This is a genomic window from Achromobacter pulmonis (assembly GCF_021733725.1).
Lineage (GTDB): Bacteria > Pseudomonadota > Gammaproteobacteria > Burkholderiales > Burkholderiaceae_B > Achromobacter > Achromobacter pulmonis.
Map to the genome: position 1 here is coordinate 2,081,316 of NZ_JAIFOT010000001.1, position 23,458 is coordinate 2,104,773.

Below are 23,458 nucleotides of genomic sequence, written 5' to 3' on the forward strand. Positions count from 1 at the left end.
CCGGCTACTGCACGCCCTTGACGGGCAGGATGCGGTTGTCGACGAAGTGGGTCCAGACATAGTCGTCTTCGCGCAGGGCATCGTGCGAAGCCGGCGTGAAGGGTTGCTCATAGGTCTTGATCAGGCCTTCGTACTTGCCGATCTTGTAGAAGCCCTGGCGTACCGCGTCGCCGTCGGTCGAGCCGGCCTGCGCAATGGCCAGTGCCGCCAGTTGCATGCCGTCGTAGGCGTTGGCCACGCCCACGGCCGGGGTTATGTCCTGCGGCCCTTTGATGTCGGCATACTTGGTCTTGAGCGCCTGCATCACTTTCTCGCCCACCGGGCCGAGCTTGCCGAAGAAACTGTAGGTCTGTACGAAATGCACGTTCTTGGCGTTGGGACCGGCCAGTTCGGTGAAGCGGCCGCCGGCGGGCCCCCAATGCGATACCACCGGCACTTTCCAGCCCATGCGGTCCAGCGATTTCACGACCTGCGCGGAGGGCCCCACGTTACCCACCATGAACAGCGTATCGGCGCCCGCCGCCTTCAGGCGGCTCAGTTGCGGCGTCACGTCCAGGTCGTTCGGCTGGAATTTCTCGACGCCGGCCGGGGCGATCCCGGCGGTCGCCAGGGCCGCGGCCAGGCCCTTTTCGTTCGATTCGCCCCAGGGGTTGTTGACCAGAATCATGCCGGGCTTGGCGCTCTGGAAGGTCTTGCGGGCGTACTGCACCATGGCGCTGTCGACGATCTCATCCATCGCCGAGACGCGGAACACGAAATTGGGGTTGCCCTTGTTGTGGGTGATCGCGGTGCCCGCGGCCCAGGGGCCCATGAACGGCACCTTCTCCTGGTTGACGATGGGCACGATCGCCATCGATACCGGCGTGTCCAGGCCACCGAACAGCACGGTCACCTTTTCCTTGTAGATCAGCTCGCGCGCGGCGGCCATGCCCTTGGCCGGGTTGCCTTCGTCATCGCGGCGCACCAGCACGATCTGGCGGCCGCCGAGCAGGCCGCCCTTGGCGTTGATTTCGTCGATGGCGATGGTCATGCCACGCGTCAGCGCCTCGCCGGCGCGCGCCGACTCGCCCGAGAGGGCGGTGATCAGGCCGATCTTGATCGGGTCGGCGGCCAGCGCGGGTTGCGCGGCCAGGCCGGCCGCGAAGAGGGTGGCGGCGGTCGCGCGGAGCATGAAGGAACGGCGGGTCGGGCGCATCAGGCACTCCTGGAAAAGTGGAATGGATCTTGCATGGGTCAAGTGCTGCTGCCGTTCCCGACGCAAGATCCGTGCCACCCCCGCCAGGGGGGCTCGGCGCAGGGGGGATGCGGTTGTTTGTCAACGTTGATAGCTTGCTTTTGTTCTCAAAAATCCAGAATTTTGTTCACAATCATGCATCAGGATTTGCACCAAAATGAATCCATCCCAGCTTCAAAGCACTAATGCGGGGCGTGCCGCGCCCTGGTCGCCCGCGCCGCTGGCCGGCCATGACCGCTTTGCCTACCGGCCCATCTCCGGCCGGCCGGACTACCTCTGGCCGAACGGCGCGCGCCTGGCGGTTTACCTGGGGTTCAACATTGAGCATTTCGCCTTTGGCGAGGGGCTGGGCGCGGAACTGGGGCCCGCGTCGCCGCATCCCGACGTGCTCAATTACGCCTGGCGCGAGTACGGCAACCGGGTCGGCGCGTGGCGTTGCCTGGAGCTGTTCGACGCCCTGGGGCTGCCGGCCGGCGCCTTGATCAATACCGCGCTGTATGACCATTGCCCCGAGCTGGTCGATGCCTGTCTGGCGCGCGGCGATGAGTTGATCGGCCATGGGTACAGCAATGCGCATCGCCAGGGCGGGATGGCCGAAGCCGAGGAACGGGCGCTGCTGGAGCACTGCCGCGACCGCATCAGCAGCCATGCCGGCGGTGCGCCCGCCGGCTGGCTGTCGCCCTGGATCTCGGAAAGCCGCGCCACCCCCGACCTGCTGGCAGAAACCGGGTACCGCTATACGCTGAACTGGTGCCATGATGACCAACCCACGCGCATGCGCACCCGGTCTGGCGATCTGTGGGCAATTCCGTATCCGCAGGAGCTGAACGACATTCCCATGATCGTGGGCCGCAAGATGGATGCGCGCGACTTTGCCGATATGATTCTTGACCAGTTCGAGGAAATGCGGACGCAGGCGCAGCGCCAGCCCCTGGTGATGGGCATTGCGCTGCATCCGTACATCGTCGGCCAGCCCTACCGCTTGCGGCATCTGCGCCGGGCGCTGGCGCCGCTGGCGGCCGCGCGCGACCGTGGCGAGATCTGGTTCGCCACGCCGGGCGAGATTTGCCGCCATGTCGATGCCCTGGCGCCGGCGCTGGTCCCATGAATGCCGTCTTTTCCCCACGCAGCCACCGAGTTCCGCCATGCCTACCCGCCGCCCCGCCCCGCCTCGCGCCAAAGCCGTCCCCGCGCGTCGACGCGCCATCGCCGTTGCCGCTTCCGACGATGCGGATGACGCGGCGCCCGATGCCGATATGGAACGCCGCATCTGCGAAGCGGTATACGAAAGCGTCATGAGCCAGCGGCTCACGCCCGGCACCAAACTGCCCGAGGCGGCCCTGTGCGAAATCTTCGGGGTGTCGCGCTCGGTCGCGCGCAAGGCCCTGCAACGGCTGGCGCACGAGCACGTGGTCGACCTGCACCACAATCGCGGCGCGGTGGTGGCCGAACCCACGCCCGAAGACACGCGCCAGATCTTTCAGGCGCGGCGGGCCCTGGAGGCGGCGCTGTTGCCGTTGGCGGCGGCGCGCGCCACCAAGGCCGACTACGCCTCGCTGCGCAAGCAACTGCGCGACGAACACGCCTTGCTGCACCGGGCCGGCCAGCCGGCCTGGGCGCGCCAGGCCAGCGCGTTCCACGTGCGCCTGGGCGAGTTGTCCGGCAATGGCATCCTGCATGGCTACCTGGCCGAGCTGGTGTCGCGCTGTTCGCTGATCGTGGCGTTGTACGAGCCGCCCGGCAACGCCGCTTGCGAGCATGGCGAGCACGTGCAGATCGTCGACCTGATGGAACGCGGGCAGGTGGCAGAGGCCGTACGGATCAATGACAACCATCTCGCGGACCTGGAGCGGCGCATCAGCCTGGAGCGCCCGCAGCCCGCCCAAACCCTTGCCCAGATGCTGGGACTGGCCTGACATGGACATCGACTTCGATTCAATCACCGAATATCAGCGCTATAAGCTCATGGCGAGCCTGATCGTGCCGCGCCCGATCGCGCTGATCACCACCCTGTCCGAAAACGGCGTGGTCAACGCCGCGCCCTTCAGCATGTTCAACATGCTGGGCGAGGACCCGCCCATCGTCATGGTCAGCATCAATCGCCTGGACGACGGCAACCTGAAGGACACGGCGCGCAACATTGCGCGCGATCGAGAATTCGTGGTGCACCTGACCGACGAGGCCATGGCCGAAAAAATGCACCGCTGCGGCGATCGCCTGCCGGCCGATGTCAGCGAGCTGGCGCACGCCGGCCTGGACGCCGCGCCCAGCCAGCGGGTGGCGCCGCCGCGCATCGCACAGGCGCCGGTGGCGTTCGAATGTACGCTGTTCGAAACGCTGGAGACCGCCAGCCGTCAGATTTTCATCGGCCAGGTGCGCTGGCTGCACGCGCGCGATGGCCTGATCGATACCGACACCTGGCGCGTGCGGCTGCAGGAGTATTTCCCGGTGGGCCGTTTCGGCGCCAGCTTCTACGTCACCACCCGCGACCGTTACGCCATCGGCGACGCGCCCGCCAGCACCGCCATCGACGAGATCTGAATGGCGGCCGGCCGCGGTTTCACCACGGCGCGGCCGGCGAGCCCGGCGTGCGCAGGTGGCGGGCGAAGCGCTGCGCCAGGAAGTCGACGAATGCCAGCGTCTTGGCGGGCAGGTTCAGGCGCTCCGGGTACAGCACGTGGATATCGGCCGGCGGTGTAGCCCATTCGGGCAGCACCTGGCGCAAGCGGCCGGCGCGCAACAGGGCGGCGGTTTCCCACTCCGAACGCATGACGATGCCGTGGCCGTCCAGCGCCCATTCCAGCGCGCTCTGGCCGTCATTGGAACTGACCGGACCACGTACCTTCACGGTTTCCGCGCGGGCGCCGGATTCCAGCCGCCAGGTGCCGTAGGCCACGTCGTTCTCGCGCACCACGATGCAGCGATGGCGCTGCAATTCCCCTGGCGTGCGCGGCTCGCCAAAGGTCTCCAGGTAGCGCGGTGATGCGCACAGCAGGCGCCGGTTGGAGGCGATCTTGCGGGCGGTCAGGCGCGCGTCGGGCAGGTCGCCGAAACGCACCGCGGCATCGAAACCCTCTTCGATCAGATTCAGCGGCCTGTCGGTCAGGCGCAGTTGCACCTCGACTTCGGGGTATTGCCGCGCGAAGTCGGAGACGGCAGGCGCCACGTGGGCGCGGCCAAAGCCGAAGGTGGCGTTCAGGCGCAGCAGCCCTTGCGGCTGGGCGCGGCTGCTGGACACCGAGCGTTCCAGCGCCTGCAGGTCGGCCAGGATGCGGCTGCCCTCGGCCAGGTACAGCTCGCCTTCCTGAGTGACGCTGACGCGCCGCGTGCTGCGGTTCAGCAGGCGCACGCCCAAGCGCTGCTCCAGCTTGGCCAGCCGGGTGCTGACGGCGGGTGGCGTCAGGCCCAGTTCGCGCGCGGCCGCCGACAGGTTGCCGTGCTTGACCAGCAGGGAGAAGAAAGCCAGATCCGACAGGGCATCCATAGGGCTATTTATAAATTCAATTTAATAAAGATTTATTTTATTCATCCATTATAAGAATGGAACGGGCTTATACACTGGGTTGACCGATACGCAGAGCCGCCTGACGCGGCCACCCTTGAGGAGACCCCACCCATGAAGCCCCCCCATTCGTTGCGCGCGCTGTGCGCGCTGGCCGCCGCCGCGTCCTGCTGGATGGCGCCGGCCACGGCGGCCGACGCTTTCCCGCAGCGCCCGGTGACCCTGATCGTGCCGTTCGCGCCCGGCGGCAGCGTCGATATCGCCGCCCGCCTGATTTCCGACGCCTGGGGCAAGGCGCTGGGTCAGAGCGTGATCGTCGAGAACCGCGCGGGCGCCTCCGGCAACATCGGCATGGCCGCCGTGACCCGCGCCGAGCCCAACGGCTACACGCTGGCCATCAACACCATGTCGCTGGCGATCAACCCGGCGCTGTTTCGCAACATGCCGTTCGACACCGAGCGCGACCTGCGCTCGGTCGGCACCGTGGGCACCTCGCAGCACGTGCTGACGGTGTCGCCGTCGCTGCCGGTCAACAACGTCAAGGAACTGCTCGCCTATATCCGCGCCCGCCCTGCCAACGAACTGAGTTTCGGCTCGGCCGGCACCGGCAGCACCTTCCATATGGCCGCCGAGCTGTTCAAGTCGGTCTCGGGCACGCAGATCCTGCACGTGCCCTACAAAGGAGGCGGTCCGGCCATGGTCGATACCATCAGCGGCCAGGTGCAGATGAGCTTCCCGGTGTTGTCGGCGGCCAAGCCGCAGGTCGATGGCAAAAAGCTCAAGGCGCTGGGCGTGACGGGCACCTCGCGTTCGCCGCTGCTGCCGGACGTGCCGACCATCGCCGAATCGGGTCTGCCCGGTTACGCCTTCACGACCTGGTTCGTGGTCAGCGCGCCGGCAGGCACGCCGCAGGCCGTGGTGGACCGCCTCAATGCCAAGCTGGCGCAGGCGCTGCAATCGTCCGCATTGTCCGAGCGCATGCGCCGCGAGGGCTTCGACCCGCTCATCTCCACGCCGGCCGCGACCGACGCCATGGTCAAGGCCGAGATGGCGCGCTGGGCCGGCATCGTCAAGGACGCCGGCATCCAGGCCAACTGAGGCCCGGGAATACCCCGCGCCCCGCGTGGACGCGTTTTTTCGCAAGGAAGCACCGACATGCCCGGCATGACGCTATACGACAAACTGGTGGCGAGCCACGAGGTGGCCCGCGTCGACCATGAGCACATCCTGCTGTACGTCGACCTGCACATCATGAACGAGTACACCAGCCCGCAGGCCTTCAGCGGCCTGGCCGCGCGCGGCCGCCAGGCGCTGCGGCCTGGCCAGCAGATGGCGGTGGTGGACCACATCATCCCCACCCATCCGGTGCCGGCGGCGCTGCGCGTGATTGCCGACGAGGCGTCGTCGCGCCAGGCGCGCAATCTGAAGCGCCATTGCGACGCACAGGGCATTGCGCTGTTCGACACCACCGATCCGCTGCAAGGCATCGAACACGTGATCGCGCCCGAGCACGGCATGATCCTGCCGGGCATGGTGGTGCTGTGCGGCGACAGCCACACCACCACCTACGGCGCGCTGGGGGCGCTGGGCTTCGGCATCGGCACGTCAGAAGTCGAACACATCCTGGCGACCCAGACCCTGGTGTACCGGGTGGCGCGCAATATGCGCATCCGCGTCGATGGCCATCTGCCCCCTGGCGTGTCGGCCAAGGATCTGGTGATCTACGTGGTGCACCGTATCGGCGCGCAAGGCGCACGCGGCCATGCGGTCGAATACTGCGGCAGCGCCATCGACGGCCTGTCGGCCGAAGCCCGTATGACCCTGTGCAACATGACGGTGGAAGCCGGCGCCCGCGCCGCGCTGATCGCGCCGGACGCCACCACCGACGCGTATGTCGCCGCCCGCGCCCGGCACCTGGACGCCTCGGAACTGGCACAGGCGCGGACCTATTGGGCGACCCTGCATTCGGACGCCGATGCGGTGTTCGACGCCGAGCATGTCTTCGACGCCACGCAGATCGCGCCCTTCGTGACTTGGGGCACCAGCCCCGACCAGGCCGTGCCGGTCACTGGCGCCGTGCCCGACCCCCGCGGCGAGCCCGATGCCCTGGCGCGCCTGGCGCTGGAGAAGGCCGTGGAATACATCGGCCTGCAAGCGGGCGCGCCGATCGCCGGCGTTGCCATCGATCGGGTCTTCATCGGTTCCTGCACCAACGGCCGCATGGAAGACCTGCGCGTGGTGGCCGACGTGGTACGCGGGCGCAAGGTGGCCGGCGGCGTGCGCGCGATGGTGGTGCCGGGTTCCGGCGCCGTGCGTGCGCAGGCCGAGGCCGAGGGTATTGCCGCCACGCTGATCGAGGCCGGCTTCGAATGGCGCCAGCCCGGCTGTTCCATGTGCCTGGCCATGAACGACGACGTGCTGCGTCCGGGCGAACGCTGCGCCTCCACCACCAACCGCAACTTCGAAGGCCGCCAGGGGCGCGCCGGCCGTACCCATCTGATGAGTCCCGCCATGGCCGCCGCCGCCGCACTGGCCGGGCGCATCGTCGACGTGCGCGACCTGGAGCAGACGCAATGAACCAGATCATCCGCGGCGTGGCCGCGCCCTTGCCGTATTCCAATCTGGACACCGACCAGATCATGCCCAAGCAGTTCCTGCGCATCATCGACAAGGCCGGCCTGGATCGCGGCCTGCTCTATGACCTGCGCTTCGACGCCAACGGCGCGCCGCGCCCGGATTGCGTGCTGAACCAGCCCGCCTACGCCGGCGCGTCGGTCCTGGTGGCCGGGCCCAATTTCGGCTGTGGCTCCAGCCGCGAACACGCGGTCTGGGGCCTGATGCAGTTCGGCATTCGCGCGGTGGTCGCCGCCAGTTTCGGCGAGATCTTCTACTTCAATGCGCTCAACAACGGCCTGCTGCTGGTGAGTCTGCCGCCGGCCGAGGTCGACGCCCTGCTGGCGCGGGTGTCCAATATGGCAGGCAATCCCGTCGAGATCGACGCGCTGGCAGGCGCGCTGCGGACGGCGGACGGCTGGACCGCGCACTTCGACCTGCCGGCGCGCCACCGCCGCATGTTCGCGCAGGGCCAGGACATGGTGGGCGCCTCGTTGCAGCAATTGCCGGATGTGGAACACTTCGAGGCCGGCCACTGGGCCCGGCACCCCTGGATGAAAGACGTGGCGCGCCGGGTGCGCAGCCGGCTTGGCAACTGAGAGGCACAGACCGCAATGACCGCATTCTTCGATCTTCCCGTGCGCCGCCATGAGGTCAATGGCATCCACATCGCCGCCCGCGTCGATGGCGCGGGGCCGCCCCTGCTGCTGTTGCACGGCCATCCGCAGACCCATGCTATCTGGCACCGCGTCTGGCCGCGACTGACGCGCCACCATACCTGCGTGGCGGCCGACCTGCGCGGCTATGGCGACAGCGACAAGCCGGCGGCCACGCCGGACCACGCCGCGCATTCCAAGCGCGCCATGGCGGCCGACATGGTGGCGCTGATGCGCGTCCTGGGGCATGAGCGCTTCGACGTGCTGGCCCACGACCGCGGCGCCCGCGTGGCGCATCGCCTGGCCCTGGACCATGCTGACGCCGTCGGGCGCATGATGCTGCTGGATATCGCGCCGACCCTGGATATGTACGAGAACACCACCCGCGCCTTCGCCCAGGCCTATTACCACTGGTTCTGGCTGATCCAGCCCGCGCCCATGCCGGAGACGATGATCGAACGCGACCCGGTGTTCTACCTGCGTTCGGTGATGGGGGGGCGCCCCGGCGGGTTGGCGCATTTTTCCGACGCGGCGATGGCCGAGTACGAGCGTGCGGCGCGCCTGCCGGGCTGGGCCACCGGCATCTGCGAGGACTACCGCGCCTCGGCCACCCTGGATCTGGAACACGACCGCCAGGGCCGCGCGGCCGGCGAGCGCCTGCGCCTGCCGCTGCGCGTCCTGTGGGGCGAGCGCGGCGCGGTGGGGCGCAATTTCGATGTCCTGGGGCTGTGGCGGGCGGTGGCCGACGAGGTCTCGGGCGGGCCGCTGCCGGGAGCCCACTATCTGGCCGAGGAATCGCCGGACGCGCTGCTGCGCGAGGTGGCGGTTTTCTTCGGATGGGCCGGACAGCGGGACGCTGGCTGAGCGTCATGCGCCGGGCGTGGCGGCGCGCCGGAGGGCGACCGCCGCGGCCTTTGGCGGCTGTCAATCAAGCCACGCCGGGCGATAGGGCTATCCAAAAAGGGACGCACCGCTGGTGGTAACCTTCGCCCATGAATCGTTCCTTTGCCGATCTGACCGAATTGCCCGAACCCGAGGACGCGCAGCGCGCCTTCCGGGCCTCGGATTCCCCCTGCGTTGCCGTATGTTCCACGCTGTTCGACGATATTTGCCGGGGCTGCGGCCGTACGGCCATGGAAGTGGCCAATTGGGTCTTCATGACGGAAGAGGAAAAACGCGAGGTCTGGGTCCGCATCAAGGCGCAGGGGTATCCGCGCCGCAATAACTAGCTGCCGGGCCGGCCACGCGCGCTGTGGTCTTGAGGGTGTCACATGGCGCGGGCTAAATCGCGCTATTGCCCACTTCCGGCTCCATCATGCGCATCGTCCTGGTTACGGATGCCTGGCATCCGCAAGTCAACGGCGTCGTCCGCACCTGGACGACCATGCAGCAGATCCTCACCGATTGGGGCCACGAGCTGATCGTGGTCAATCCCCAGGGCAGCCGGACCGTGCCGGCGCCGTCCGAGCCGGACCTGCGGCTATGCCTGCAGCCCGGCAGGCACTTGCGCCGCACCCTCGGCGATATCGTGCCCGACGCCTTGCACATCGCCACCGAAGGTCCGCTGGGCCTGGCGGCGCGGCGCATGGCGCTGGCGCGCGGCTGGCGCTTCACCACGTCGTTCCATACGATGTTTCCCGACTACCTGCAGGCGCGCATGGGCATTCCCGCCGCGCTGCCATGGCGCTTCCTGCGCTGGTTCCACCGGCCGTCACAGTGCGTGCTGGTGCCCACGCCGACCGTGCGCGACATCCTGGTGCGGCGCGGCTTCGCCAATCTGCGCATCTGGTCGCGCGGCGTCGATCCCCGCAAGTTCCAGCCCACCCCCGGCCAGGCGTTTCAGGACCTGCCGCGCCCCGTCTTCCTGTCGGTCGGCCGGGTGGCGCGCGAGAAGAACCTGGACGCCTTCCTGGCGCTGGACCTGCCGGGCAGCAAGGTGGTGGTGGGAGCCGGGCCCGACGAGACGCGGCTGAAGAAGCGCTTTCCGGAGGCCGTGTTCCTGGGCATGCAGAACGATGACGCCTTGCCGGCGTTGTACGGCGCGGCGGATGTTTTCGTGTTCCCCAGCCTGACCGACACCTTCGGCCTGGTGATGCTGGAGGCCATGGCCTGCGGCACCCCGGTGGCGGCGTTCCGCAGCGAGGCGCCGCTGGCGGTGGTGACCCAAGGCGTCACCGGTTGCCTCGATGATGACCTGGCCCACGCCTGCCGCGCTGCGCTGCCGCTGGACCGGCATGCCGTGCGCGAGCACGCCCTGACGCGTAGCTGGGACGCGGTGGCCTCGGATCTGCTGGCCTCGCTGGTGCCGCTGACCTGCGGCGCGGAACCGGCGCGCTCCCTGGCCCAGGCGGGTTGACGGCGGCTGATCCGACATTGCACGCCGGGCTTTCCTCTGTCCCGGCCAAACCGGTACAATGCCGGTCAATCCTGAGGAGCGTTGCGACGACCTTGCGGTTCCCGTCATGCACCATGACTCGCGGAATCCGGTTCGCCAGGCTCAGGAATCCCTGTTCAAGCGCCGTGCCATGCACGGCGTTACAGCAACGGCGCTCACCTTTGTCGCGTATGGCGGAAAAGGCGAGCACTCGATTGTCGTGGGTGGGTTCGCGTTGTCCGGCCGTATCGTGCGCCGTTCGTTATTCACGTGGAGCCTACACACCATGAACGCTGTAACCGATAAATCCTTCTCCGACTACATCGTCGCCGACCTGTCCCTGGCAGGCTGGGGCCGCCGCGAGCTGGCCATCGCCGAAACCGAAATGCCCGGCCTGATGGCCATCCGCGAAGAGTTCGCCGCCAAGCAGCCGCTCAAGGGCGCCCGCATCGCCGGCAGCCTGCACATGACCATCCAGACCGGCGTGCTGATCGAAACGCTGGTGGCCCTGGGCGCCGAAGTGCGCTGGGCCTCGTGCAACATCTTCTCCACGCAAGACCACGCCGCCGCCGCCATCGCCGCGTCGGGCACGCCGGTCTTCGCCGTCAAGGGCGAAACGCTGGAAGAGTACTGGCAGTACACCCACAAGATCTTCGAATGGCCCAATGGCCAGAACGCCAACATGATTCTCGACGACGGCGGCGACGCCACGTTGATGCTGCACCTGGGCACCAAGGCCGAGAAAGACATCTCAGTGCTGGCCAACCCCGGCAGCGAGGAAGAGCGCGTGCTGTTCGCCGCCATCAAGAAAACGCTCGAGCGCGACCCCAAGTGGTACTCGACCCGCCTGGCCCTGATCAAGGGCGTGACCGAGGAAACCACCACCGGCGTGCACCGCCTGTACCAGATGTCGCAGAAGGGCGAACTGGCCTTTGCCGCCATCAACGTCAACGACTCGGTCACCAAGTCCAAGTTCGACAACCTGTACGGCTGCCGTGAATCGCTGGTCGACGGCATCAAGCGCGCCACCGACGTGATGGTCGCCGGCAAGATCGCCGTGGTCGCCGGCTACGGCGACGTGGGCAAGGGTTGCGCCCAGGCGCTGGTCGCCCTGCGCGCCCAGGTGTGGGTCACCGAAATCGACCCGATCTGCGCTCTGCAGGCCGCCATGGAAGGCTTCAAGGTCGTGACCATGGAAGAGGCCGCCGCCCACGGCGACATCTTCGTCACCGCCACCGGCAACTACCACGTCATCACCCGCGAACACATGAACGCCATGAAAGACCAGGCGATCGTGTGCAATATCGGCCACTTCGACAACGAAATCGACGTCGCCAGCCTGGCCGACTGCAAGTGGGAAGAGATCAAGCCGCAGGTCGACCACGTCATCTTCCCGGACGGCAAGCGCATCATCCTGCTGGCCCAGGGCCGCCTGGTGAACCTGGGTTGCGCCACCGGCCACCCCTCGTTCGTGATGTCGTCGTCGTTCGCCAACCAGACCATCGCCCAGATCGAGCTGTTCACGCGCAACGACGCCTACAAGTCGGGTGAAGTCTACGTGCTGCCCAAGCACCTGGACGAGAAGGTCGCGCGCCTGCATCTGAAGAAGCTCGGCGTGAAACTGACCACGCTGCGCAAGGATCAGGCCGACTACATCAGCGTGCCGGTCGAAGGTCCTTACAAGCCGAATCACTACCGCTACTGATGCTTGTAGCAAAATAGGGAAGTACCGCGCCATGTCGGCGCGGGCTTTCCGGTCCGCGGGGATCCCGGGTCGCCTGGCGATGACGGGACCGCGGAGCGTACAACAGGAGGTCGAACATGGCATTGATACTCGTCTGGATACTGAACGCGGTGGCCCTGCTGGCCGTTGCCTATCTGTTGCCCGGCATCGTCGTGGCCAGCTTCGGATCGGCGCTCATCGCCGCGCTGGTGCTGGGCCTGGTCAACATGCTGGTCAAGCCGGTGCTGGTGCTGCTGACGCTGCCCATCACCATCGTCACGCTTGGCCTCTTCCTGATCGTCATCAACGCCTTGTTGTTCTGGTTCGTCGGCTCCGTGCTGAAGGGCTTCCAGGTCAACGGGTTCTGGTGGGCCGTCGGCGGTGCGATCCTGTACAGCATCATTTCGGGCCTGCTTACCAAACTGATCCCCTGAATTCCCACCCCCGAGCGCTACGCGCTCCCCCTCAAGGGGGCGTGCCAGCGGACCGGCAAAGCCGGCTCCGCGGCACCCCGATGGGGCGGGACCTGGTTCATGCGATGCGCATAGCGCCATGGATAACTGATCCGATATGTCCGACTCGATTTCTCCCGCATTCAGCCTGGAATTCTTCCCGCCGCGCGACCTGGCCGGCCAGGAGCGGCTGGTGCGCGCGGCCAAGCAGATGCTGGCGATCCAGCCCAAATACGTCAGCGTGACCTTCGGCGCGGGCGGCTCCACCCGCGCCGGCACGGCCGATGCCGTGCGCACGCTGCGCAACCTGGGCTGCGACGCGGCGCCGCACCTGTCGTGCGTGGGCGCCTCGCGTCAGGACCTGCGCGAGATCCTCCTGGCCTACAAGAACGAAGGCGTGCGGCGGGTGGTCGCCTTGCGCGGCGACCTGCCCTCGGGCATGGGCGGCGACGCTGGCGAACTGCGCTACGCCAACGAACTGGTCTCTTTCATCCGCCAGGAAACGGGCGACTGGTTCCACATCGAAGTGGCGGCCTATCCCGAAATGCATCCCCAGGCGGCCAGCGTGTCGGCCGACATGGACCATTTCGTGGCCAAGGTCAATGCCGGCGCCGATGCGGCCATTACCCAGTACTTCTTCAATGCCGACGCCTACTTCGATTTCGTCGACCGGGCCCAGGCCAAGGGCGTGCGGGTGCCGATCGTGCCGGGCATCATGCCCATCACCAACCATACCCAGCTGCTGCGCTTTTCGGAGATGTGCGGTGCCGAAGTGCCGCGCTGGATCCGCCTGCGCCTGTCCGAGTTCGGCGACGACAAAGCCTCGATCCGCGCGTTCGGCGTGGACGTGGTCACCGAGCTGTGCCAGAACCTGCTGGACAACGGCGCGCCGGGCCTGCATTTCTACACCCTCAACCACGCCGAGGCGCCAATGGCGGTGTGGAAGGAACTGAGCAGGTGATACCCGCGCCGCGTCTTGCGCGGCAACGGAAAGGCCGGCAACCCTCGCCGGCCTTTTTTTTTCGACCTCATTGCGGCCGCGTCACGATACCGGCCGCCGGGCGCACCCTGCCGCCGCGGCCGGTCGGCAAGGTGGCGCTGACCGTTGCCAGTCGCTGGCGCGAGCCAGGCGCGTCAGTCGGCGTACACGCCCGCCTTGCGGATGATCGGCCCCCACTTGTCCACTTCCGACTGCAGCCAGCTTTGCAGGCTGGCCGGCGTCTGCTTGGCCTCGGGCACGATCTCGGCGCCCAACTCGGCCATCTTCTGCGTGAAGGCCGGGTCCTTCAGCGCGGTGCGCAAGGCCTCGTTGAACTTGGCTATTGCTTGCGGGGGCGTGCCCTTGGGCGCATACACGCCGTGCCAGACCTTGACCTCGAAGCCCTTCAGTCCGCTTTCCTGCATCGTCGGCGAGTCCGGCAGCGTCTTGATGCGGTCGAGCGTGGTGACGCCGTAGAGTTTCACGCGTTGCGCCCTGATGTGCGGAAGCGTCTGCGTGGTCTGATCGCACAGCACGTCCACCTGGCCGCCCAGCAGCGCCGTCAGCGCGGGCGCCGTTCCCGCATACGGAATGGCGGTGAACTGCGTGCCCAGCGCCTCCTGCAGCAGCATGCCGCACAGCTGCGACACCGCGCCCAGGCCGGCGTTGGCCAGATTGATCTTGCTGCCGTTGGCACGCGCATACTGGATGAACTCGGCCATGTCGGCCGGCGGCAGATCCTTGCGGCCCAGCAGTGTCATGGGCACGTCGGCCACCTGGCCGACATAGGCGAAATCGGTGAGTGGATTGAACGGCAGCTTGCGGTACAGCGCCGGCGCCGTGGCCATGCCGTTGTGATGGATCAGGAAGGTGTAGCCGTCCGGCGCCGCGCGGGCCACATGCGTGGCCGCCAGCGTGCCGCCCGCGCCCGGGCGGTTCTCGACGACGATGCTCTGGCCCAGGGTCTGCGACATGGCGGCGCCCAGGCTGCGCGCCACCACGTCGGTGGGACCGCCCGCCGCGAAGGGTACGACCAATGAAATGGCATGGTTGGGATAGCCGCTCTGGGCCATGGCGGGGCCGCCGGCCAGGCAGCCCAGGGCCAGCAGCGGCCCGGCCAGGCGCCACAGGGCGCGCGGGGAATTTGGGGTCATGTCTCGTCCTCATGGTTTTATGGCGGCCCGCAAGGCGAAGCATGACGGGCTGGCGCCAGTGTGGCGCGCCAGCCGCAAGATGAGAATTTGTGGTTTTACAAGCCGGGTTTAGCGTAGCGGAAAGCCGGGTTTGTACGGTGGGACCAGTCTTAGCCCTAGTTCGGCTGATCCTTGCCCGGGTCCTCCGCCAGCACCTGCGGCGTCGGGTAGGTTGGGGGCGCCACATCCACCGGCTCGGCGCGCAGCGGTTGGTGTTCGCGGCTGGCGGGGACCAGCGAGCCGGGGTCTTCCGGGCGGGTCCAGAGCGGGTCGGGGATTTCGGCGAATACCTGGCGCAGGCGTTCGCCCCAGGTGTTGCGGATCATGCGGAAGTACTCGTTGTGCTCGTCGATGCTGGCGAAATGCGTGACGCGCAGGGCGTCGGCGTCGTAGACCAGCAGGTCCAGCGGCAGGCCCACCGAGATGTTCGAGCGCAGCGTCGAATCCATCGAGATCAGCGCGCACTTGGCGGCCTCGTCCAGCGATGTGTCGGGACGCAGCACGCGGTCCAGGATGGGCTTGCCGTACTTGGCCTCGCCGATCTGGAAGTACGGGCATTCGGACCCCGCCTCGATGAAGTTGCCGGCCGAATACACCTGGAACAGGCGGCAGTGCTCGGTGCCGATCTGGCCGCCGAAGATCAGGCTGACATTGAAATCCACGCCCTGCTCGTGCAGGGCCGCGGCCTCGCGGTGGTAGACCGCGCGCACCGCCGCGCCAACGCGGCGGGTCGCTTCGAACATGTCGGGCGCGTTCCAGATGGTTTCGCCGCTGTCGTCGTGCTGGCGCGCCAGCGCATTCAGCACGGCCTGGCTGACCGCCAGGTTGCCCGAGGTCATCAGCACCATCATGCGTTCGCCCGGCCGCTCGAAGACGGTCATCTTGCGGAATACGCTGATCTGGTCGACCCCGGCGTTGGTGCGGGAATCGGACAGGAACACCAAGCCGGCATCGAGGCGGGCGGCTACGCAGTAGGTCATGATCGAAAAATGGGAAAAGCCACGCCGCATTGTATTGCGGCGCGGCCGGATAGGGTTATTGCTGCGAGGCGGTCTGCACCTGCACATTGACCTCCATCGATTCCTCGCCGCCCCCGCTGCGCACCCCGCGCACCGGCGCGGCCGAGTCATAGTCGCGGCCCACCGCCAGGCGGCAGTGGCAATCGGACGCGAACTGCCGGTTGGTGACATCCACGCTGGTCCAGCCGGAGCCGGCCAGCCAGACGTCGGCCCAGGCGTGGCTGGCGGCATGCTGGGAGGTGGTGTACAGGTAGCCGCTGACGTAGCGCGCCGGCACACCCAGGCCGCGCACGCAGGCCAGGAACAGATGGGCGTGGTCCTGGCAGACGCCATGGCCCAGGGCCAGCACCTGGCCGGCGGCGGTGGTGACGTCGGTGGTGCCGGGTTCGTACGCGACCCGGTCGTAGATGGCGGATGCCAGGGTCAGCACATCGGCCGGCGTGTTCAGGCCGTCGGGCAGCACATTGCGGGCGAAGGCGAGGATGGTGTCGTCGGCCTGCGTCAGCGGCGTCTGCACGCAATAGGCATGCACCGGCAGGCGGCTGTCTTCGCCACCCAGCGCGCCCTGCTCCAGCGCGCCGACCAGCACCTGGCCGACGACGCGCAGCTCGATCTCGGTGTGAGGCCGGTTCAGGGTCAGCGTGTGGGTGATGTTGCCATAGGCATCCACCTGCTTCTCGAGCACGCCGGGCGCCTCGATGTGCCAGCGCAGCACGCGCTGGTGTTCATCGTCCCGCGGCGTCAGCCGCAGGGTCTGGATGCTGTAGGTGACGGGCGCGGTATAGCGGTAGTGCGTGACGTGCGTGATGATCTGCTTCATGCCTGTCTCCTTGTCATGCCGACAGCGGTACCAGGAAGTCCTGGCTGATGCGGTTGCCCAGATCGTTGATGCGGTCCAGGAAATGCTCCAGGTACTGGTGCAGGCCGCTGCCCAGGATGTCCTCGACGCGGCCGAACTGCAGCTCGGCGCACAGCATGCCGGCGCGCCGCTGCGTCTCGGTCGAACGCTGGTTCGAGACCCGTGCCAGATCGTCGGCCACTGCGCGCATGGCGGCCAGCAACGAGCGCGGCATGTCCGGATGCAGGATCAGCAGTTCGGCCACGCGGTCTGGCGTGATGACGTCGCGGTAGACCTTGCGATAGATTTCCAGCCCCGACACCGAACTGAGCAGTGCCGACCAGCGATAGAACTCGCTTTGCAGCGCGCCCGGCGCACTGCCTTCGCCGCGGCCGTCCTGCTGTTGTTGCGGCGTGCCGTCGGCGTCGCGTTCGTGGAATTTCACATCCAGCATGCGCGCGGTGTTGTCGGCCCGTTCCAGGTGCATGCCGATGCGCAGGAAGTACAGCGCCTCGTCTTCCAGCATGGTGCCGATGGTGACGCCACGCGCCAGGTGCGAGCGGAACTTGACCCACTCGAAGAACTCGCCGGGGTTGCGCTCCAGCAGCCCGGTATGCAGGTGCTTGAGCAGTTCCAGCCAGGTGGTGTTGTAGGTCTCCCAGACTTCGGTAGTGAGGCTGCCACGCACGGCGCGCGCATTCTCGCGGGCGGCGCGCATGCAGCTGTAGATGGACGAGGGGTTCTCGGCGTCGCGCACCATGTACTGCAGCACGTCCTGCGGCGATACCGCGGCATGCTTGGCGTGGTACAGCCGCTGCAATTCGGAGATGCGCAGCACGGCGTTCCATGAACCTTCGCGCGTTTGCGCGTCCTGCGGCAGCAGCGACATCTGCAGGTTCACGTCCAGCATGCGCGCGGTGTTCTCGGCGCGCTCGGTGTAGCGGCACATCCAGAACAGGTTGTCGGCGGTTCGGCTCAGCATCGTTATTCCTCCAGAACCCAGGTGTCCTTGGTGCCGCCGCCCTGGCTGCTGTTGACCACCAGCGAGCCTTCGGTCAGCGCCACGCGGCACAGGCCGCCCGGCACCGTGCGGATGTCCTTGCCGCACAGCACGTAGGGGCGCAGATCGACGTGGCGCGGCGCCACGCCCGATTCGACATAGGTCGGCACGGTGGACAACGCCAGCGTCGGTTGGGCAATGTAGTTGGCGGGGGCGGCGCGCACGCGTTCCTTGAACGCCTCGACCTGCGCCTTTGACGCCGCCGGGCCCACCAGCATGCCGTAGCCGCCGGCGCCATGCACTTCCTTGACGACCAGATCGTGCATATTGGCCAGCACGTGCGACAGTTCGTCCGGGCGGCTGCAGCGCCAGGTCGGCACGTTCGACAGGATCGGCTCTTCGCTCAGGTAGAAGCGGATCATGTCCGGCACGTACAGATAGGTGGATTTGTCGTCGGCGATGCCGGTGCCGATGGCGTTGGCCAGGGTGACCCGGCCGGCGCGGTACACCGACAGCAGGCCGGGCACGCCCAACGCCGAATCGGCGCGGAACGACAGCGGGTCGAGGAAGTCGTCATCCAGCCGGCGGTAGATCACGTCGACCTTGCGCGGCCCTTGCGTGGTGCGCATGTAGACCGTGTTCTGCTCGACGAACAGATCCTGGCCTTCCACCAGCTCCACGCCCATCTGCTGCGCCAGGAAAGCGTGCTCGAAGTAGGCCGAGTTGTACATGCCGGGCGTCAGCACCACCACGGTGGGATCGTCGCCGCCGTGCGGCGCCACTTCCCGCAGATTGTCCAGCAGCAGGTCGGGATAGTGCGCCACCGGTTCGACCTTGACGCGGCCGAATGCATCGGGCATCAGCCGCATCGACATCTTGCGGTTCTCCAGCATGTACGACACACCGGACGGCACCCGCAGGTTGTCTTCCAGCACGTAGAACTCGCCGGCGCCGGCGCGCACGATGTCGACCCCGGCGATGTGGCAGTAGATGTCCTCGGCCACGTCCACGTCCTGCATTTCGGGGCGGTACTGGGCGTTCAGGAACACCTGTTCGGCCGGGACGACGCCGGCGCGCACGATGTCGTGGCCGTGGTAGATGTCGTGGATGAACATGTTCAGCGCCCGCACGCGCTGCTTCAGGCCGGCTTCCAGGCGGCGCCATTCGTCGGCGGGGATGATGCGCGGAATCAGGTCGAACGGGATCAGGCGCTCGGTGCCGGCGGCATCGCCGGCCACCGAAAAGGTGATGCCGACCCGCCGGAAACTCAGGTCGGCCTCCAGGCGGCGCGCCGCCATGGCTTCCGCCGATTGCTCCTGGTGCCAGCGCTCGAAGGCCTGGTAGTGGGAGCGTATGCCGCCGGCGCTGTCGCGCATTTCGTCATAGGCGGCGGGACGGGATGGTCTGTCCTTCATGGCTCCTCCGTTGCAGATGCTGACGGCCGGCTTGGGCGCGGCCGTTGTCCGGCCAATGCGAGGCCGGTCTGAATGAATAAGCAACCCGTGTGCCAACTTGGATTGGCGTGGACGGGAGGCCGCCTAGGAGCTAAATATCCTCTGGTCGGCGGCCGATGGCTAGCCTGCGAATGAACGCGGGCGTGGTGAGGCAGGCGGGACGGCTGTCCCGCTGGGGGGATGGCGTGGCGGAACGGGTCCGGATCGGGCGGCTGCGTGGCGGCCGCCTTCGGTATCAGGGGCGGATCAAGAGGATTGCACCATTATGGTGCAATCCGGCGGGCAAAACTGGTGCGTCAGCGTAGCGTATAGCGGTGCACCGTGGCATCGCCGGTGCCGGATTGCGCATGCGGGGCATGGGGAACCCAGCCGTCCGGTGTGATGACGGCGTCCAGGCGGAAGTCGTGGCCGGCCGGTTCATAGCCAGGGTCCAGTTCGCCGTTGCTCCAGGCCACGCCGATGCTGGTGAAGGCGTGGCCGCGGTCGCGCAACGCCGCCAGGGTGCGGTCATAGTAACCGCCGCCGTAGCCGAGACGGTCGGCGGATTCGGTGTAACCCAGGGTGGGCACCAGCACCACGTCGGGCTGCACTTCGGCGCCCTGTGCCGGCTCCTGGATGCCGTAGGGGCCGGCGCGCAACGCCGCGTCCGGCGTCCAGGGCAGGAAAACCAGCGGCGCGTTGCGTTCGCGCACCACCGGCAGCGCCACCGTGACACCGTTTTCGACCCATTGTTGCAAGAGCGGCCGCAGATCCGGTTCATCGGCCATCGGCCAGAATGCCGCCACAACGGAAGGGATGCGGCCGCCGCCGCGCCCGGCTTCGTCGCGGGCCACGTTGAGCCAGGTGAACAGACGCGCGCGCATCAGCAGACCACCGCGGCTGCGTTGGTCTTCTGGCAGTTCGGCTCGCAGTTTCCGCAATCGCGTGCGTAGCTGGCTTGCGGTATCCTCTGGAGTATTTTGCGTAGTCATGCGGTAGCTGTAACAGGGGTGAAAAATGAAGGCGACAATGCGGGTCAGCGATAACACGTATCACGGCGCGAACCTGCGCGCCGCTCATCACGTCGGTGAGCAAACCCGTGAGCAAACCCGCGCCGATCGCCGCGTGAGCGCCCGTGCCTGTTGCCGCGCCCATCACTGCGCGGACCCGCAAGCCGTCGCCACGGGGGGCGTATGAAGCCGGCGCACGCGCACTCGGGAAGGGGTCGGGCCCCGCACTCCGGACGGTATCAGAAAACCAGCGGGAAATCCCCGCACGGCGCCGAAGTCCGTATCGGCCTGCGCCGCTGGCTGCCGTTGCTGGCGTTGTTCACGGCCGCCTGCGCCCCGGTCGACGCCCAGCAGCGTACCGCGTCTGTGAGCGCCGCGCCGCAATCCGCTGCGCCAGCCGCGCAGCCGGCCATCGCCGTGCCGCCGGCCGTGCTGGCGGGCTTGCCGCCGACTGCCGAGACGCCGGCCCTGGCCGCCGTAGTGGCCGCGCGCGAGGCCATGAGCCGCAAGCAGTGGTCGATACTGGGCGCCCTGGTGCCCCAGGCCAAGTCCGATCCCCTGGGCATGTACCCGGAATACTGGCTGCTGCGCTACCAGCTGTGGAGCCCGCCCGCCGGCGGCCGGCCCACCGCGGCACTGCAGAAATTCATCAATGGCAATGGCGATGCCTACCTGGCCGACCGGCTGCGCGCCGATTGGTTATTGGCGGCCGCGCGCAGCGGCGACTTCGACACCGTGCGCAAGCTGGCTCCCGTCAAGAACAGCAATGCCCAGGTCGAGTGCGCGATCCTCAATGCCAAGCACATGACCGGCCAGCGCGCTACCGCCGCGCAGGCCATGGCCGTGTTCTCCCCGGGCGGAGCCTGCTGGACGCTATATGACCAACTGGTGGCCGATAACGTCCTGGGCTGGGAGCAACTCGAACCGCAATTGCGCGATGCCATCGAGGCCAACAAAACCGCCGACGCGCGCAAGTTCGTGCAGTACATGTTCGAGCCGCGCGATCAGAAGGCCTACGACATTCTCATCAAGGACCCGATGCGCTGGCTCACGCGACAGGATCGCCTGCCGGTGGGCCGCAACGAAAAGGAACTGGTCACCATCGCGCTGGCGCGCCTGGCGCGCTCCGACATCAACGTGGCCGATTCCTACCTGCGGCGCGAATGGGCCAAGTCCATGGCCAAGTCGAACCTGGCCTGGATCCGCGGCCAGTACGCGCTGGTGGCCGCGCTCAACCTGGACAGCCGTGCCGACGACTGGTACCACGAGGCCGGCCACATCCGCATGACCGAGTACAACGCCGGCTGGAAAGTGCGCGCCGCGCTGCGTCAGCCCAAAATCGACTGGAAGTGGGTCATCGCTTCCATCGAGCAGATGCCGGCGGCGCAGCAGGCCGACCCGTCCTGGGTCTACTGGAAGGCGCGCGGCCTGGCCGCCACCGGCCACCGCGACCAGGCCAACGCGGCCTACGCCTCCATTGCCGACCGCTTTGATTTCTACGGCCAGTTGTCCGCCGAGGAGCTGGGCCGCCGTATCACCGTGCCGCCGCGCCCCGCGCCGGTCACCGACCAGGAGATCGCCGAGGCCCGCGCCAATCCGGGGCTGCGCCGCGCGGTGCAGTTGTTCCGCCTCGGCTGGCGCCAGGAAGCCGTGCCGGAGTGGAACTTCACCTTGCGCGGGATGACGGACCGCCAACTGCTCGCCGCCGCCGAACTGGCCCGCGCCGAGAACATCTACGACCGCGTGGTCAACACGTCGGACCGCACCGAAAAGGAATTCGACTTCAGCCAGCGCTTCATCGCGCCGTTCGAAGGTCGCGTCACCGCCAAGGCCAACGCCATCGCGCTGGATCCGGCCTGGGTCTACGGCCTGATCCGCCAGGAATCGCGCTTCATCATGGACGCGCGCTCGCACGTCGGCGCCTCTGGCCTGATGCAGCTGATGCCGGCCACCGCCAAGTGGGTCGCCGGCAAGATCGGCATGAGCGACTTCACGCCCGACAGCGTCAACGACTTCGACACCAACACCGAGCTGGGCACCAACTACCTGAACATGGTGCTGCGCGACCTGGACGGTTCGCAGATGCTGGCCAGCGCCGGCTACAACGCCGGCCCGCGCCGCCCGCACAACTGGCGCTCGACCTTCACTCATCCGGTCGAGGGCGCGATCTTCGCCGAGACCATCCCGTTCAACGAAACCCGTACCTACGTCAAGAACGTGATGTCCAATGCGGTGTACTACGCCGCGATGTTCAGCGGCCAACCGCAGTCGCTCAAGGAACGCCTGGGCAACGTGGTGCCGCTGGGGGCGGAAAGCTCAAGCGTGCCATGACGGGAGATGTGGCGACGCAGGGCCTGCGGGTCTATATCGTGGGCGGCGCGGTGCGCGACGCGCTGCTCGGCCTGACGCCCGGCGACCACGACTGGGTGGTGGTCGGCGCCACGCCGGAAGACATGGCGCGGCGCGGCTTCATTCCCGTGGGCGGCGATTTCCCGGTGTTCCTGCATCCGGTGACCAAAGAGGAATACGCGCTGGCGCGCACCGAGCGCAAGTCGGGCCGCGGCTACAAGGGCTTCACCTTCTACACCGGCGCCGACGTCACGCTGGAAGAAGACCTGCGCCGCCGCGACCTGACCGTCAATGCCATCGCGCAGACGCGGGACGGCGAGCTGGTGGACCCGCTCGGCGGCGCCGGCGACGTCAAGGCACGCGTGTTCCGCCATGTAGGGGAGGCGTTCGAGGAAGATCCCGTGCGCATCCTGCGCCTGGCCCGCTTCGCGGCGCGTTTCCCCGATTTCGGCGTGGCGCCCGAGACCCTGGCGCTGTGCCGCCGCATGGTCGAGGCCGGCGAGGCCGATGCCCTGGTGCCCGAGCGCGTCTGGAAAGAGGTCTCGCGTGGCCTGATGGCCGCCGCGCCCTCGCGCATGCTGGATGTGTTGCGGCAGTCGGGCGCATTGGATCGCGTCATGCCCGAGTTGCAGGAATCCGGGGAAACCGGCGGCGACGTCGATCGCGCGGCCGCGCGCAAGCTGTCCCTGCCGGGGCGTTATGCGTTGTTGTGCCGCCTGTCGCCCGGGCGCGACGCCCTGGGCCGGCGTTTGCGCGTACCCACCGAGTGCAATGACTATGCGCGCCTGCTGCCCGAGGTGCTGTCGGGCCTGGAGGCGGCACAGGCGGCCAGCGCCGATGCCGCCGAAACCCAGCTCGCGCTGCTGGAGCGCGTCGACGCGCTGCGCAAGCCCGAGCGCTTCTTCGATCTGCTGGAGACCGTGGCGGTGTTGCGGCCGGTGGACATCGGCGCCTGGCGCGCTCGCGCGCAGGCGGTGCGTGAGGTGGATGCCGGCGCCATTGCCCGGGCCTGCGCCGGTGACCCCGCGCGGATCAAGCAGAGCGTGCGTCAAGCGCGCCTGCAGCGGTTGCGCGACGCCTGAA

At 67.6% G+C, this 23,458-nt stretch carries 22 protein-coding genes and 1 riboswitch; of the genes, 14 read left to right on the forward strand and 8 right to left on the reverse strand.

The window, feature by feature from the left end; genetic code table 11:
* Positions 1–4: 4 nt before the first annotated feature.
* On the reverse strand, positions 5–1,195 hold the full coding sequence (locus tag K2W61_RS09615) for an ABC transporter substrate-binding protein (protein WP_175133733.1): 1,191 nt from the start codon (positions 1,193–1,195) through the stop codon (positions 5–7).
* Between the two features lie 196 nt (positions 1,196–1,391).
* Here K2W61_RS09615 and K2W61_RS09620 point away from each other — a divergent pair, with 196 nt between their 5' ends.
* The 3 genes from K2W61_RS09620 to K2W61_RS09630 are packed head-to-tail and all read left to right on the forward strand — an operon-like array spanning position 1,392 to position 3,775.
* Entirely contained in the window at positions 1,392–2,342 is a 951-nt protein-coding gene (locus K2W61_RS09620) for a polysaccharide deacetylase family protein (protein ID WP_175133734.1), read from the forward strand.
* 37 nt (positions 2,343–2,379) lie between these two features.
* The gene (locus tag K2W61_RS09625) at positions 2,380–3,150 is read left to right on the forward strand and encodes a GntR family transcriptional regulator (RefSeq protein ID WP_175133735.1); all 771 of its coding nucleotides are present in this window, start codon (positions 2,380–2,382) and stop codon (positions 3,148–3,150) included.
* Position 3,151: 1 nt separating this feature from the next.
* Positions 3,152–3,775, forward strand: a complete 624-nt coding sequence (locus tag K2W61_RS09630; RefSeq protein WP_175141013.1) for a flavin reductase family protein — start codon at positions 3,152–3,154, stop codon at positions 3,773–3,775.
* Between the two features lie 19 nt (positions 3,776–3,794).
* On the opposite strand, the gene K2W61_RS09635 is transcribed toward K2W61_RS09630, so the two are convergent.
* Entirely contained in the window at positions 3,795–4,718 is a 924-nt protein-coding gene (locus K2W61_RS09635) for a LysR family transcriptional regulator (RefSeq protein ID WP_175133737.1), read from the reverse strand.
* Positions 4,719–4,850: 132 nt separating this feature from the next.
* On the opposite strand from K2W61_RS09635, the gene K2W61_RS09640 reads away from it, so the two are divergent.
* The 9 genes from K2W61_RS09640 (at position 4,851) to metF (ending at position 13,515) form a co-directional block, all read left to right on the forward strand.
* Positions 4,851–5,834 carry a tripartite tricarboxylate transporter substrate binding protein gene (locus K2W61_RS09640; protein WP_236755507.1) on the forward strand — a complete coding sequence of 328 codons (984 nt, stop codon included), beginning with the start codon at positions 4,851–4,853 and terminating at the stop codon, positions 5,832–5,834.
* Between the two features lie 57 nt (positions 5,835–5,891).
* Entirely contained in the window at positions 5,892–7,313 is a 1,422-nt protein-coding gene (leuC, locus tag K2W61_RS09645) for a 3-isopropylmalate dehydratase large subunit (RefSeq protein WP_236755508.1), read from the forward strand.
* Positions 7,310–7,948, forward strand: a complete 639-nt coding sequence (leuD, locus tag K2W61_RS09650; protein WP_175133740.1) for a 3-isopropylmalate dehydratase small subunit — start codon at positions 7,310–7,312, stop codon at positions 7,946–7,948. The genes leuC and leuD overlap by 4 nt, the downstream gene beginning before the upstream one ends.
* Positions 7,949–7,963: 15 nt before the next feature.
* Positions 7,964–8,869 carry an alpha/beta fold hydrolase gene (locus K2W61_RS09655; protein WP_175141010.1) on the forward strand — a complete coding sequence of 302 codons (906 nt, stop codon included), beginning with the start codon at positions 7,964–7,966 and terminating at the stop codon, positions 8,867–8,869.
* A gap of 128 nt (positions 8,870–8,997) precedes the next feature.
* Positions 8,998–9,234 (forward strand): DUF1289 domain-containing protein, encoded by a 237-nt coding sequence (locus K2W61_RS09660; protein ID WP_175141009.1) that lies wholly within the window; start codon positions 8,998–9,000, stop codon positions 9,232–9,234.
* An 86-nt stretch (positions 9,235–9,320) separates the two neighbouring features.
* Complete coding sequence (locus tag K2W61_RS09665; RefSeq protein ID WP_175133743.1) at positions 9,321–10,361, forward strand: glycosyltransferase family 4 protein; 1,041 nt, start codon at positions 9,321–9,323, stop codon at positions 10,359–10,361.
* Between the two features lie 67 nt (positions 10,362–10,428).
* Positions 10,429–10,564: riboswitch (S-adenosyl-L-homocysteine riboswitch) on the forward strand.
* Between the two features lie 101 nt (positions 10,565–10,665).
* A complete protein-coding gene (gene ahcY / locus K2W61_RS09670) occupies positions 10,666–12,084 on the forward strand; it encodes an adenosylhomocysteinase (RefSeq protein WP_175133744.1) in 1,419 nt (472 codons plus the stop codon).
* A gap of 116 nt (positions 12,085–12,200) precedes the next feature.
* Complete coding sequence (locus K2W61_RS09675; protein WP_050446250.1) at positions 12,201–12,536, forward strand: phage holin family protein; 336 nt, start codon at positions 12,201–12,203, stop codon at positions 12,534–12,536.
* A gap of 136 nt (positions 12,537–12,672) precedes the next feature.
* Positions 12,673–13,515, forward strand: coding sequence for a methylenetetrahydrofolate reductase [NAD(P)H] (gene metF, locus K2W61_RS09680; RefSeq protein WP_236755509.1), 843 nt, complete (start codon positions 12,673–12,675; stop codon positions 13,513–13,515).
* 173 nt (positions 13,516–13,688) lie between these two features.
* On the opposite strand, the gene K2W61_RS09685 is transcribed toward metF, so the two are convergent.
* The 6 genes from K2W61_RS09685 to K2W61_RS09710 all read right to left on the reverse strand — a co-directional run bounded on the left by K2W61_RS09685 (position 13,689) and on the right by K2W61_RS09710 (position 20,008).
* The gene (locus K2W61_RS09685) at positions 13,689–14,687 is read right to left on the reverse strand and encodes a tripartite tricarboxylate transporter substrate-binding protein (RefSeq protein ID WP_175133746.1); all 999 of its coding nucleotides are present in this window, start codon (positions 14,685–14,687) and stop codon (positions 13,689–13,691) included.
* Between the two features lie 155 nt (positions 14,688–14,842).
* Entirely contained in the window at positions 14,843–15,706 is an 864-nt protein-coding gene (locus tag K2W61_RS09690) for a proteasome-type protease (RefSeq protein WP_175133747.1), read from the reverse strand.
* A gap of 55 nt (positions 15,707–15,761) precedes the next feature.
* Positions 15,762–16,565 (reverse strand): transglutaminase family protein, encoded by an 804-nt coding sequence (locus K2W61_RS09695; RefSeq protein ID WP_175141007.1) that lies wholly within the window; start codon positions 16,563–16,565, stop codon positions 15,762–15,764.
* A gap of 13 nt (positions 16,566–16,578) precedes the next feature.
* Entirely contained in the window at positions 16,579–17,565 is a 987-nt protein-coding gene (locus K2W61_RS09700) for an alpha-E domain-containing protein (RefSeq protein ID WP_175133749.1), read from the reverse strand.
* 2 nt (positions 17,566–17,567) lie between these two features.
* Positions 17,568–18,998 (reverse strand): circularly permuted type 2 ATP-grasp protein, encoded by a 1,431-nt coding sequence (locus K2W61_RS09705; RefSeq protein WP_175133750.1) that lies wholly within the window; start codon positions 18,996–18,998, stop codon positions 17,568–17,570.
* Positions 18,999–19,333: 335 nt separating this feature from the next.
* Positions 19,334–20,008: a 5-formyltetrahydrofolate cyclo-ligase gene (locus K2W61_RS09710; RefSeq protein ID WP_175133751.1), complete on the reverse strand. Its 675-nt coding sequence runs from the start codon at positions 20,006–20,008 to the stop codon at positions 19,334–19,336.
* A 306-nt stretch (positions 20,009–20,314) separates the two neighbouring features.
* Here K2W61_RS09710 and K2W61_RS09715 point away from each other — a divergent pair, with 306 nt between their 5' ends.
* Both K2W61_RS09715 and K2W61_RS09720 read left to right on the forward strand, forming a co-directional pair.
* A complete protein-coding gene (locus K2W61_RS09715) occupies positions 20,315–22,357 on the forward strand; it encodes a lytic transglycosylase domain-containing protein (protein ID WP_419761641.1) in 2,043 nt (680 codons plus the stop codon).
* Entirely contained in the window at positions 22,354–23,457 is a 1,104-nt protein-coding gene (locus K2W61_RS09720) for a tRNA nucleotidyltransferase/poly(A) polymerase-related protein (protein ID WP_272909286.1), read from the forward strand. Before K2W61_RS09715 ends, K2W61_RS09720 begins: the two co-directional genes overlap by 4 nt.
* The last annotated feature ends 1 nt before the right edge of the window (position 23,458 follow it).

Coding starts and splice junctions, on each gene's coding strand:
- metF (WP_236755509.1), top strand. CDS start 12,673: ATGTCCGACTCGATTTCTCCCGCATTCAGCCTGGAATTCTTCCCGCCG.
- leuC (WP_236755508.1), top strand. CDS start 5,892: ATGCCCGGCATGACGCTATACGACAAACTGGTGGCGAGCCACGAGGTG.
- K2W61_RS09690 (WP_175133747.1), bottom strand. CDS start 15,706: ATGACCTACTGCGTAGCCGCCCGCCTCGATGCCGGCTTGGTGTTCCTG.
- K2W61_RS09710 (WP_175133751.1), bottom strand. CDS start 20,008: ATGACTACGCAAAATACTCCAGAGGATACCGCAAGCCAGCTACGCACG.
- K2W61_RS09625 (WP_175133735.1), top strand. CDS start 2,380: ATGCCTACCCGCCGCCCCGCCCCGCCTCGCGCCAAAGCCGTCCCCGCG.
- ahcY (WP_175133744.1), top strand. CDS start 10,666: ATGAACGCTGTAACCGATAAATCCTTCTCCGACTACATCGTCGCCGAC.
- K2W61_RS09665 (WP_175133743.1), top strand. CDS start 9,321: ATGCGCATCGTCCTGGTTACGGATGCCTGGCATCCGCAAGTCAACGGC.
- K2W61_RS09685 (WP_175133746.1), bottom strand. CDS start 14,687: ATGACCCCAAATTCCCCGCGCGCCCTGTGGCGCCTGGCCGGGCCGCTG.
- K2W61_RS09700 (WP_175133749.1), bottom strand. CDS start 17,565: ATGCTGAGCCGAACCGCCGACAACCTGTTCTGGATGTGCCGCTACACC.
- K2W61_RS09630 (WP_175141013.1), top strand. CDS start 3,152: ATGGACATCGACTTCGATTCAATCACCGAATATCAGCGCTATAAGCTC.
- leuD (WP_175133740.1), top strand. CDS start 7,310: ATGAACCAGATCATCCGCGGCGTGGCCGCGCCCTTGCCGTATTCCAAT.
- K2W61_RS09620 (WP_175133734.1), top strand. CDS start 1,392: ATGAATCCATCCCAGCTTCAAAGCACTAATGCGGGGCGTGCCGCGCCC.
- K2W61_RS09660 (WP_175141009.1), top strand. CDS start 8,998: ATGAATCGTTCCTTTGCCGATCTGACCGAATTGCCCGAACCCGAGGAC.
- K2W61_RS09655 (WP_175141010.1), top strand. CDS start 7,964: ATGACCGCATTCTTCGATCTTCCCGTGCGCCGCCATGAGGTCAATGGC.
- K2W61_RS09640 (WP_236755507.1), top strand. CDS start 4,851: ATGAAGCCCCCCCATTCGTTGCGCGCGCTGTGCGCGCTGGCCGCCGCC.
- K2W61_RS09705 (WP_175133750.1), bottom strand. CDS start 18,998: ATGAAGGACAGACCATCCCGTCCCGCCGCCTATGACGAAATGCGCGAC.
- K2W61_RS09675 (WP_050446250.1), top strand. CDS start 12,201: ATGGCATTGATACTCGTCTGGATACTGAACGCGGTGGCCCTGCTGGCC.
- K2W61_RS09720 (WP_272909286.1), top strand. CDS start 22,354: ATGACGGGAGATGTGGCGACGCAGGGCCTGCGGGTCTATATCGTGGGC.
- K2W61_RS09695 (WP_175141007.1), bottom strand. CDS start 16,565: ATGAAGCAGATCATCACGCACGTCACGCACTACCGCTATACCGCGCCC.
- K2W61_RS09615 (WP_175133733.1), bottom strand. CDS start 1,195: ATGCGCCCGACCCGCCGTTCCTTCATGCTCCGCGCGACCGCCGCCACC.
- K2W61_RS09635 (WP_175133737.1), bottom strand. CDS start 4,718: ATGGATGCCCTGTCGGATCTGGCTTTCTTCTCCCTGCTGGTCAAGCAC.